The sequence below is a fragment of the Fulvivirga kasyanovii genome, from assembly GCF_009711405.1.
GTDB lineage: Bacteria > Bacteroidota > Bacteroidia > Cytophagales > Cyclobacteriaceae > Fulvivirga > Fulvivirga kasyanovii.
Genome location: NZ_SMLW01000458.1, coordinates 1 through 11,550, shown reverse-complemented (window position 1 = coordinate 11,550; position 11,550 = coordinate 1). Strand labels below are relative to the sequence as shown.

Genomic DNA, 11,550 nt, shown 5'->3' with positions numbered 1-11,550 from the left:
ATTTATTTGCCACGGGGCAAATAAATCTCACCTATTCAATGTATGACAGGTATATTGTAGGAGGAGCCATGCCTGCCGGGGAAAAGGTGAAACTTGAAACCATTTCTCATTTGAAATCTGATTACTTCCTGGAAAGAAGGGAGCTGGGGATCATTAATGTAGGCGATAAAGGAGTTGTGTACGTTGATGGTGTAGAGTACGTGCTGGAGAAAAAAGAGGCATTGTACGTAGGTAGAGGGAGTAAAGAAGTTGCATTTTCAAAAGCAGGAGATGGGCAACCCTTGTTTTACCTGAATTCTGCCCCTGCCCACAAAGAATACCCAACCAAAAAAATAGGAAAGGAAGATGCAGAAGTCGTGCATCTGGGAGACGATCTCAACTCCAACAAGCGGATAATAAACAAACTTATAGTTAACAGTGTGGTGGAGACCTGCCAGTTGCAGATGGGGCTTACTGAGCTTTTGCCTGGTAATGTATGGAACACCATGCCGGCACATACACACACCAGAAGAATGGAAGCATACTTCTATTTTGATCTTGCAGAAGGGCAAACCATTTCACACTTTATGGGGGAGCCTCAAAATACCAGACATATTTTTATTCATAACAATCAGGCGGTACTCTCTCCTGAGTGGTCAATACACTCTGGCGTGGGAACCTCAAATTACTCCTTTATATGGGGAATGGCAGGTGAAAACCTGGACTATGGAGATATGGATACTTGCGAACCTCATGAACTCAGATAAAAATGACGAACTTATTTGATCTTACTAATAAAATAGCCCTGGTGACAGGAGGTACCCACGGTCTGGGGATGGCGATGGCAGAAGGCCTGGCATCAGCCGGAGCAGAACTTGTGATCAGCAGTACTACACCTGAAAAGCTGGGAAATGCACTGAATCACTACAGAAGCAAAGGGTACAAAGCCACCGGGTACCTGTTTGACATTACCGATGAAAAGCTGGCCTCCGATCAGGTAGAAGATATAGAAAAGGAAGTAGGGCCAATCGACATTCTCGTCAATAACGCAGGCATTATCAAGCGTGAACTGGCGGTTGATATGGCCATAGCTGATTTCAGAAGGGTGATTGACGTTGACCTTGTCGGGGCATTTATTATGTCTCAACTGGTGGGCAGCAGGATGATTGCCCGTGGCGGAGGCAAGATCATCAATATATGCTCCATGATGAGCGAACTCGGTAGAAACAGTGTGTCTGCCTATGCAGCAGCGAAGGGAGGCTTAAAAATGCTGACCAGGAACCTGGCTACCGAATGGGCCAAATACAACATACAAGTGAATGGAATAGGCCCCGGTTATTTTGCAACCTCACAAACCGAACCGATCCGTGTGGACGGTCATCCTTTCAACGACTTTATTATCAACAGAACACCGGCCGGGCGATGGGGAGACCCTTCTGACCTTGCAGGTACAGCCATATTTCTGGCTTCAGAGGCGAGTAACTTCGTCAATGGCCAGATCATTTATGTAGATGGAGGAATATTAGCAACTATAGGTAAACCGGCAAATGAAAAATAATACAATACAGACAGTTAATGGCAGAAAAGCACTTATTCATTCCGGTTTCCTTCTGGAAAATCGCTATGCTGAAGAGCTGTATCACGATTATGCCAGTAAAATGCCCATCATCGATTACCATTGCCACCTGCCACCGGCTGATATAGCCAATGACAAGGTATTCGGTAACATCACCGAAGCGTGGATCTACGGTGATCATTACAAATGGAGGGCTATGCGTACCCTGGGTATTGATGAGAAATACATCACGGGTGATGCGACCGATGCCGAGAAATTCAGGAAATGGGCAAAAGTAGTTCCCTACACATTGCGTAACCCGCTTTACCACTGGACCCACCTGGAGCTTGCCAGGTATTTTGACCAGTATAACCTGCTGAATGAAGATACGGCAGATGAAATATTTGATGCTGTATCAGGGCTGTTGAATACACCTCAGTATAGCTGCCAAAACCTGCTGAGCAAAATGAATGTGGAGCTGGTCTGCACTACCGAAGACCCTACGGATACTTTGGAATACCACCAACAAATGAAGCAAAGTGGCCAGGCCATTAAAATGAGTACTGCGTTCAGGCCAGATAAAGCCGTTTTGATCAACAATGAGACTTATAATGACTATATAGATAAACTGGAAGAGGTATCAGGTATTTCTATTATTTCTTACAAAGATGTTTGTGATGCACTGAAAAAGCGCATGCAGTACTTCCATGATAACGGCTGCAGGTTATCTGACCATGGACTGAATCACCTGAGCTTTGAGGCTTTTACCGATGAGGAGGTTGATACCCTGTTTCAAAAACGTAGATCAGGCAAGTTATTGTCAGAAGCCGAGGCATCAAAATTTCATACAGCCATTCTTTTATTCCTGGCTGAAAGCTATCACGACCTGGGCTGGGTGCAGCAATTTCACCTGGGAGCGCTAAGAAACAACAACAGCAGGATGAATAGGGTTTTGGGCCCTGATACAGGTTGGGACTCCATTGGAGATTTTCCACAGGCATATACACTTTCCAGATTTCTTGATGCTCTGGATATAAAAGATAAACTGGCCAAAACGATCATTTATAACCTCAATCCGGCGGACAACGAGGTGATGGCCAGTATGATCGGGAATTTTAATGATGGGAAAATAAAAGGCAAGATCCAGTTTGGGTCGGGCTGGTGGTTCCTGGATCAAAAAGACGGTATCACCAAACAACTGAACGCACTATCCAACATGGGCTTGCTGAGCTGCTTTATCGGCATGCTTACCGATTCAAGAAGCTTTTTGTCATTCCCAAGACATGAGTACTTCCGAAGGGTGTTGTGCAACCTGCTGGGTGATGAGATCAGCAGAGGAGAACTGCCTGAGGACATAGAATGGATAGGAAAAATAGTTCAGGATATCTCTTATTATAATGCAAAAGAGTATTTTGAATTCCAGTAATAAAATAATTGTAAATACATAAACCGGCGGATCGTTGAAAAAAGTAGTTGCTCTTGGAGAGGTGTTGCTGAGATTGTCCACAAAAGAATATTTAAGGTTTTCTCAGGTTCATGATTTTAATGCAGATTATGGGGGGAGTGAGTTGAACGTGATTTCCACCCTGACCAATTTTGGTATGGAGTCAGCTTTTGTAACGCGACTGCCCGAAAACGATATCGGCGATTGTGCCCTGGCACAAATACACCGGCACAACATTTCCACTGAATATATCGCCAGGGGAGGAGACCGGCTGGGAATTTATTTCCTGGAAAAGGGAGCGTCACTTAGGAGCAGTAAGGTGGTTTACGACCGGGCTTACTCTTCATTTTGTAGCTTCGAAAAGGGCATGGTAGACTGGGGAGAAATTTTTAAGGATGCAGGTTGGTTTCATTGGTCTGGGATAACCGCCGGTGTTTCCCAGAGTGCTGCTGACCTTTGCATGGAAGCCATTGAAAAGGCCAATGAAATGGGGCTGACCATTTCAACAGATTTCAACTACAGGGCCAACCTGTGGAAATACGGCAAGTCACCCAGTGAAGTGATGGAAAAGATGGTTTCGATGTGTGATGTTGTGCTGGCAGGTGATTATGCCTCAAAGCAGTATTTTGACATTGAACCCTCCGGAAGCACTGAGCAGGCAAGGCAGATCTCCCTTTGTCAGGAATTGATCAAGCGGTTTCCCAAAGTAAAAAAAGTAGCTGTGACTAACCGTGGCAACATTAATGCACTGCATAACACGTGGTCGGCCGTGCTATATAGCGGCAAGCAGCTCTATATCTCAAAACCCTATGACATTACCTATATTGTAGACAGAATAGGAGCCGGTGACAGCTTCATGGGAGCTCTCATATACGGTCTTTGCCATTTTGATGATCAGAAAGCCCTTGATTTTGCAGTTGCAGCTTCCTGCTTAAAACATACCATATACGGAGACACTAACCTCGTTTCAAAGGAAGAAGTTTTTGGCCTGATGGAAGGTAACAATTCAGGTCACGTAAAAAGATGAAAACAATATGAGTAGATTTTCAAGGATACAAGTGTTCTCAAAAATGGAAGAAACCGGTCTGGTGCCGTTGTTTTTTCATGAGGATGCAGATGTGGTGAAACAAGTAGTCAAGGCGTGCTACCTTGGAGGTGCGCGGCTGTTCGAATTTACCAGCAGGGGAGACTTTGCGCATGAGATCTTTGCTGATCTGGCGAAGTTTTGTGTAAAAGAGTGCCCTGAACTTATCCTTGGAGTAGGTTCTGTAACGGATGCTGCTGCCGCATCACTGTACATGCAGATGGGGGCCAATTTTATTGTTACCCCTGTACTTAGGGAAGATATAGCCATTGTGTGCAACAGAAGAAAAGTATTCTGGTCACCAGGATGTGGTTCGCTGACAGAAATTGCCAGGGCGGAAGAGTTGGGCTGCGAAGTTGTTAAACTTTTTCCCGGGGATGTTTATGGAGCTGAGTTCGTGAAAGGGATTAAGGGGCCGTGCCCATGGACGAATATTATGCCTACAGGAGGTGTTACACCCACCGAAGAAAACCTTAAATACTGGTTTGATGCCGGGGTAAGCTGCGTTGGAATGGGATCGCAACTTGTTACAAAAAATATTGTCAGCAATGGAGACTATGGAGCGTTGGAGCGTAAAGTAAGGGAAACCTTAGATACCATTCAAAGGATCAAAGACAACTGATATGGGACGCATATTTACTATACTGACCCTTATTACTTTGATCTGTGCAACCGGTTGTAATCAGCAAAAGAAGGCCAGGACTATCAAACTTGCGCATACTCTGGATGTAAGCCACTCCGTGCACAAAGCCATGGTTAAAATGGGAGAAGATCTGGAGCAGCTTTCCGGAGGCAAGATGAAAATTGAAATATATCCCAACCAGCAATTAGGCAGCGAACGTGAATGCCTGGAATTACTGCAAATTGGCAGTCTGGGCATGACTAAAGTATCGGTAGGTACGTTAGAAAACTTTGCTCCGGGTATGAGGGTGCTGGGTCTGCCTTTTTTGTTTCGTGACAGGGAGCATGCTTTCAAAGTACTTGACGGCCCCATAGGACAGGAGTTGCTCAATGAAGGAGAGCAATATTGGCTGAAAGGGTTGGGTTATTATGATGCAGGTTGCAGAAGTTTTTATACCAAAGAGCGCCCTGTTAACAAGCCGGGTGACCTTGAAGGACTAAAAATAAGGGTAATGGAAAGTGTTACAGCCATGGATATGGTCAGAAGCCTGGGAGGCTCGCCAACACCGATATCCTGGGGAGAGCTTTATACTTCGCTGCAACAAGGGGTAGTTGATGGTGCGGAAAACAATCCACCGAGTTTCTACCTGTCACGTCACTATGAAGTTTGTAAATATTACTCTCTTGATGAACATACACTGCTACCGGATGTGCTGGTGATAGGCACACATCTATGGGAGAGACTCACTCCTCAGGAGCAGGCATGGCTAAAGCAGGCGGTTGATAACTCCGTAAAATACCAAAGAAAATTATGGGCAGTATCTGAGGCCGAAGCGCTGGAAATGGTACAAAAGGCCGGTGTGGAGATCATCAGGCCAGACAAAGAGCCTTTCTCAAAAAAAGTAGAGGGTATTTATGAAGCATACAAGAATTACCCTGAGCTCTACAAAATCATTCAGGAAATCCAGGAAACACGATAAACTATGGGATTAAGGGCCAAAATAGATAAAATACTAGCCAACATTTTAATATGCATCATGGCTTTGATGGTGATCAATGTCCTATGGCAGGTCTTTAGCCGCTACCTGATGGGTTCACCGAGTTCTTTTACCGACGAACTCGCCAGATATTTGATGATTTGGGTAGGGATCCTCGGTGCTGCTTATGTTTCTGGTAAGAAGGGGCATGTAGCCATAGATGTATTTCTTCGGAAGCTGAGTCCGGTACCACAGAAACGGTTGAGACTATTTATTGACTTGTTGATCAGCCTTTTCAGTTTAACTGCTTTAGTAATCGGAGGAGGGAGACTGGTTTATATTACCTATGTACTGGAGCAATACTCCCCGGCCATGCAGTTACCATTGGCGGTGGTCTATGCCGTGATTCCTGTCAGCGGCGTACTGATCATCTATTACAAAATATACGATATGATAAACAATTAATTGTCCATGGAATATTTACCCGTACTAGTACTTGTTAGTAGTTTTCTGGCCTTGTTGGCCATGGGCGCTCCGGTAGCCTGGAGTATAGCCATTTCGGCACTGCTTACCATGTTGGTCAGTATTCCTGCATTGCCTGCCTTTACCACAGTGTCCCAGCGTATAGGTACGGGCTTGGACAGCTTTGCACTACTGGCCATACCGTTCTTTATCCTCTCCGGTGAACTAATGAACAAAGGAGGTATAGCACACCGCCTGATTGCCTTTGCCAAAACACTTGTTGGCAGTCTGCCGGGCGGACTGGCACTGATCAACGTTATATCTGCGATGCTCATGGGCGCCATAGCCGGTTCTGCAATGGCCTCTGCATCTGCAATGGGAAGTATCTTGGGACCGGAAATGGAAAAAGAAGGCTATTCAAAGGAATTTGGGGCTGCGGTAAATATTACCTCAGCTACTACAGGGCTGATCATACCGCCCAGTAATATCCTCATTGTTTATTCACTCGCCAGTGGGGGTGCTTCTATAGCAGCATTGTTTTTGGCAGGCTACATTCCAGGTATACTTACAGGGCTGTTCCTGATGATAGTGGCATTGGTCTGGGCAAGGAAGAAGAATTACAATGTAGGCAAGCGCAGTTCCCTTAGAGAAGTATTCAGCACATTTGTTGATGCACTGCCCAGTCTGCTTTTATTGATCATTGTAATAGGTGGTATTGTAGCCGGTATCTTTACAGCTACGGAGGCATCGGCAATTGCCGTACTTTACACCCTGCTTTTAGGCGCATTTTATAAGGAGCTTACCCTGGCCGGCTTGCCTGAGATTTTGCTTAAGTCGGCTTCTACTACTGCGGTGGTTATGCTATTGATTGGCGCATCTATGTGTATGTCGTGGGTGATGTCATACGAAAATATTCCGCAGGATATCAGCTCAGGACTTCTGAGTATCAGCGATAATAAAATTATCATATTGCTCATCATCAACCTCTTACTACTTTTTGTTGGGGTTTTCATGGACATGACACCTGCCGTGCTGATTTTCACCCCGATATTTTTACCGGTAGTTACCAAGCTTGGGATTGACCCGGTGCATTTTGGCATTATCATGATCCTCAACCTGTGTATCGGACTTTGTACGCCACCGGTAGGGTCTGTACTTTTTGTGGGAGTTGGGATAGCTAAAACAACTATTGAAAAGGTCATTAAACCACTAATGCCATTGTTCCTGGCCATGATACTGGCATTGTTGCTGATCACATACTTTCCGCAACTGAGCCTTTGGCTGCCCGGATTATTTGATTTATAACATTTCAATTTATACGACATGAAGAAATTAAGCAGAAAGGAACTGGGAATTGAGGATAAATTACCGGTTAAAGTGCTCCAGTTCGGAGAAGGCAATTTCCTGAGGGCATTTGTGGATTACGCCTTTCAAAAGTTAAATGATGAGGCGAATTTTAACGCCGGAGTGGCTGTAGTGCAGCCTCTGGACAAGGGCCTTGTTAAGCTTCTTAGCGATCAGGATGGTCTTTATACTCTCTTCTTAAAAGGGTTTCAAAAAGGAGTGGAAATCCAGAAACACGAGTTGATCAGAAACGTTGTTAAAGCCATTGATCCTTATGCTTCCTTTGATCAATACCTTGAACTGGCCCGGGAAGAATCACTGGAATTTGTGGTGTCCAATACTACAGAAGCCGGTATTGCTTATCTGGCATCAGACGAACCGGATATGTGTCCTCCAGCCTCTTTCCCCGGAAAGCTAACGGTATTTCTTTATGAGCGCTTCAGGCATTTCCAGGGAGCAGCAGATAAAGGACTTTGCATTATTCCTTGTGAACTGATTAATTACAATGCAGATGTTTTGAAGGACATTATATTGCAATACGTGTCAGACTGGAATCTGGGTGAAGATTTTAAGAGATGGATCAATCAGCATAACAGTTTCCACAATACACTGGTTGACAGAATTGTACCCGGTTATCCTAAAGATGAAATCGAGGATTATAACCAACAGTTGGATTATGCAGACCAGTTGATCGTAACAGCAGAGACGTTCTTTCTTTGGGTAATTGAAGGTGATGATATACTCAGAAAAAAGCTGCCCTTTGAGCGCACAAGCCTGGATGTGAAGATCGTAGACAATATGCAGCCTTACCGTACCAGAAAGGTCCGTATTCTTAATGGCGCACATACCGCGGTAGTGCCATTCTCCATTTTATATGGCAATACGCTCGTTAAGGAAACTGTGGAAGACCAGTTTACAGGAGAGTTTATCAGGGAAGCGGTTTTTAATGAAATATTGCAGACTTTGGAGATGGACAAAGCAGAACTTAGAAAGTTTGCTGAGGAGGTTTTTGACCGTTTCCGCAATCCTTTTATCAAACATCAGTTATCGAGCATAGCCCTTAATTCCATTTCCAAATTCAAAGTAAGGGTACTGCCGAGTCTTTTAGAATATAAGAAGCTCAACAATGCATTGCCCGTCAACCTTACCTTTTCTTTTGCGTGCCTGCTGCGCTTCTACCAAGGCATCTGGATGGATAAGAAGCTTCCCGTACAGGATGACCGGGATATACTCGACTTCTTTACAAAAGTGTGGCTCGCCGGTAATATTGAGGAGGTCGTACATAAGAGTCTTAAAAATGAAGCACTATGGGGCCAGGACTTGTCTAAAGTAGAAGGCCTGGAGTACATGCTGACAATGGCGCTGGAGGAGATCATGTCAAATGGTATTGAAGAAGGATTCTCCAATTACAAAAACAGAGTAAATAAAGCTCAAACTGACCATGCAGAAAAAATTAATTAAGGTTCATCCATCGGATAATGTAGCGGTAGCTTTAGTAGACCTTCAGCAAGGCGAAACGGTTACCCTGGATGGTGAGGAACTGACGATACAAAGTACTACTCAGGCAAAGCATAAAGTGGCATTGTCAGCTTTTCAGGAAGGCGACAGTATTATCATGTACGGTGTGCTGGTGGGCAAGTCAGGAGAAGCCATAGGCAAAGGACAGGTGCTGACCACGGCTAATGTAAAGCATGATACTGCAAAAGTGACACAAAAAACGGGCAGCTTCGAATGGACGCCACCGAAGGTTGACCACTGGAAAGACAAAACATTTATGGGATACCACCGTGCAGACGGCCAGGTAGGCACGCAGAATGTATGGCTGTTTTTTCCACTCGTATTTTGTGAAAATAGAAATATTGAGCTCCTAAAAGAAGTATTTGAAAAAGAGCTTTTAAATAAAAAAGAGGATAAATACAGACTGTTGCTCCGTTCACTGATCCATACCAATGGTGAGCAGGACGTATTGGTAAAAGAGCCCAAACAGGGAAGGGTATTCGAGAATGTAGATGTACGGTTCATCTCCCATCAGGGAGGTTGCGGAGGCATCAGGCAGGATTCTGAATCCCTGGCCAGGCTATTGGCCGGCTACCTGAACAATCCCAACGTGGTTGGCGCGACTGTGCTCAGCCTGGGATGTCAGAACCTGCAGATTCAGATCTTTAAAGATGCCCTGGCTTCCATTAATCCTGATTTTCAAAAGCCATTGCTCATTTATGAGCAGCAAAAAATGGGTACGGTGGATGACATGCTAAGTACTGTGATCAGGGAATCATATGAGGCAATAGCAGCCGCCAATGAAATTGAGCGTAAACCGGCACCGCTGTCCAAACTTTCCATAGGTCTGGAATGCGGAGGCTCGGATGGCTTTTCCGGTATCTCGGCAAATCCTACCTTGGGTCATACATCAGATATTCTGGTAGCCCTCGGCGGTAAAGCAGTACTGTCGGAGTTTCCTGAGCTCTGTGGTGTGGAGCAGGAGCTGACCAACAGGTGCGTAGATGACGAACAAGCGGGGAAATTCCTTTCGCTGATGCAGGCTTTCGAAAAATCGGCAATCAATGCAGGGTCGGGCTTTGACATGAACCCTTCACCCGGGAACATCAAAGATGGCCTGATCACGGATGCTATGAAGTCGGCAGGTGCTGCCAAGAAAGGAGGGACTTCTCCTATTGTGGATGTGCTGGATTATGGTGAGTATATTTCCAAACCGGGGCTTACCCTCCTGTGTACGCCTGGTAATGATGTAGAAAGTACTACGGCCATGGCGGGATCGGGTGTAAATATTATTTTATTTACCACCGGTTTAGGTACACCTACGGGAAATCCCGTTGTGCCGGTTATTAAAGTGTCATCCAACCGCGAACTGGCAGAAAGGATGCCGGATATCATAGATATCGATACCGGAGCTATCATCAGAGGTGAAAAGACAATCGAGGAAATGGCAGAGCAACTTATGGGCCTGATCATAGATGTAGCCAGCGGGCGCATACAGACCAAAGCCATGGAGTTGGATCAAAATGATTTCATCCCCTGGAAAAGGGGTGTTTCGCTATAAACAAATTATTTGACGGGTTCTTTTACAGTTGATTTGGATGATGACTTGCGGACGATCAGGTGAGGGGTTAATTCGACTTTTTGTTCGATTTTAACCTTTCCAACGCCCGTAACCTGATCCAGAAAAACCTTGGCAGCCATTTTACCCATATCAAGTGGGGCCTGGTCTACCGAAGAGATAGAAAGCTCCATAAGCTGGGTAAAAGGTTCATTACTGAAACCTACAACACAAAATTCATCAGGCAGGTGTATACCAAGCTCCTGAAGTCTCTGGATGGCTCCTAAGGCTACAAAATCACTCGAAGAAAATATGGCATCCGGTTTTTCATCCAGTTTCATCAGATTGTCTACAGCACTTTTTCCCGCAGCGGTATCGCTTTTTACGTGAAGCAGGTATTTTTCATCAAATTCCAGCCCGTTATCCAGCAGGGCTTGCTTGTAACCTTCAAAACGTTTCTTGTATATTTCCAGCGACCAGTCACCTGATAAGTGGGCTATCTTTTTGCAGCCCTGCTCTATGAGGTGTTTAGTGGCTATATATCCACCGTCAAAGTCATCTATTGTAACACTGCTTACACCCTTTACATTTTTCCTCCTGTCAAAAAATACCAGAGGTATCTTTTTATTCAGTATGTGGTCAAAATGGGTCGTTTCTTTAGAAGATTTTGAAACTGACATCAAAATACCGTCAACCTGCGCATTTAGAAGCGTATTGACAGTTGCTATTTCCCTTTCCTGGGTTTCATGTGTTTGGCAGATGATCACATTATAACCTTCCGGATACAAAGCTTCCTCGATACCCCTTATAATAGAGGCAAAGAAGCTTGTATCTATGTAAGGAACAATGACACCTACAAGGTTGCTCTTTCCGCTTTTTAGGGCCAGGGCCAGTTTGTTTTGAGTATAGCCCATGCTGGCGGCAGTTTCCATAACCAGTTTGCGAGTGGCATCACTAATACGTGGGTTGTTATTCAAAGCCCTTGAAACTGTCGCTGCAGTAATGTTCAGCTTCTTGGCTATATCATAA

Annotated in this window: 11 protein-coding genes; 10 read left to right on the top strand and 1 reads right to left on the bottom strand. The window is 44.9% G+C overall.

From position 1 onward, the window contains the following. The 10 genes from kduI to E1163_RS07780 form a co-directional block, all read left to right on the top strand. On the top strand, positions 1-746 hold a 746-nt coding region (kduI, locus tag E1163_RS07825), incomplete at its 5' end, for a 5-dehydro-4-deoxy-D-glucuronate isomerase (protein WP_155170880.1). A 2-nt stretch (positions 747-748) separates the two neighbouring features. Next, positions 749-1,537 carry a gluconate 5-dehydrogenase gene (locus E1163_RS07820; RefSeq protein ID WP_155170879.1) on the top strand — a complete coding sequence of 263 codons (789 nt, stop codon included), beginning with the start codon at positions 749-751 and terminating at the stop codon, positions 1,535-1,537. Beyond that, entirely contained in the window at positions 1,527-2,960 is a 1,434-nt protein-coding gene (gene uxaC / locus E1163_RS07815; protein ID WP_155170878.1) for a glucuronate isomerase, read from the top strand. Before E1163_RS07820 ends, uxaC begins: the two co-directional genes overlap by 11 nt. A 34-nt stretch (positions 2,961-2,994) precedes the next feature. Further along, complete coding sequence (locus E1163_RS07810) at positions 2,995-4,005, top strand: sugar kinase (protein ID WP_155170877.1); 1,011 nt, start codon at positions 2,995-2,997, stop codon at positions 4,003-4,005. Between the two features lie 7 nt (positions 4,006-4,012). After that, a complete protein-coding gene (locus tag E1163_RS07805; RefSeq protein ID WP_155170876.1) occupies positions 4,013-4,684 on the top strand; it encodes a bifunctional 4-hydroxy-2-oxoglutarate aldolase/2-dehydro-3-deoxy-phosphogluconate aldolase in 672 nt (223 codons plus the stop codon). Between the two features lies 1 nt (position 4,685). Further along, on the top strand, positions 4,686-5,663 hold the full coding sequence (locus E1163_RS07800) for a TRAP transporter substrate-binding protein (RefSeq protein WP_155170875.1): 978 nt from the start codon (positions 4,686-4,688) through the stop codon (positions 5,661-5,663). Between the two features lie 3 nt (positions 5,664-5,666). Continuing rightward, positions 5,667-6,125: a TRAP transporter small permease gene (locus E1163_RS07795; protein WP_155170874.1), complete on the top strand. Its 459-nt coding sequence runs from the start codon at positions 5,667-5,669 to the stop codon at positions 6,123-6,125. Between the two features lie 6 nt (positions 6,126-6,131). Further along, on the top strand, positions 6,132-7,427 hold the full coding sequence (locus tag E1163_RS07790; protein WP_155170873.1) for a TRAP transporter large permease: 1,296 nt from the start codon (positions 6,132-6,134) through the stop codon (positions 7,425-7,427). Positions 7,428-7,445: 18 nt separating this feature from the next. Continuing rightward, positions 7,446-8,927: a tagaturonate reductase gene (locus tag E1163_RS07785; protein WP_155170872.1), complete on the top strand. Its 1,482-nt coding sequence runs from the start codon at positions 7,446-7,448 to the stop codon at positions 8,925-8,927. Then, complete coding sequence (locus tag E1163_RS07780) at positions 8,908-10,524, top strand: UxaA family hydrolase (RefSeq protein WP_155170871.1); 1,617 nt, start codon at positions 8,908-8,910, stop codon at positions 10,522-10,524. Before E1163_RS07785 ends, E1163_RS07780 begins: the two co-directional genes overlap by 20 nt. Before the next feature lie 5 nt (positions 10,525-10,529). Here the strand turns inward: E1163_RS07780 and E1163_RS07775 are convergent. After that, positions 10,530-11,550 (bottom strand): LacI family DNA-binding transcriptional regulator (locus E1163_RS07775; protein ID WP_155170870.1); only part of this gene is annotated, 1,021 nt, incomplete at its 5' end.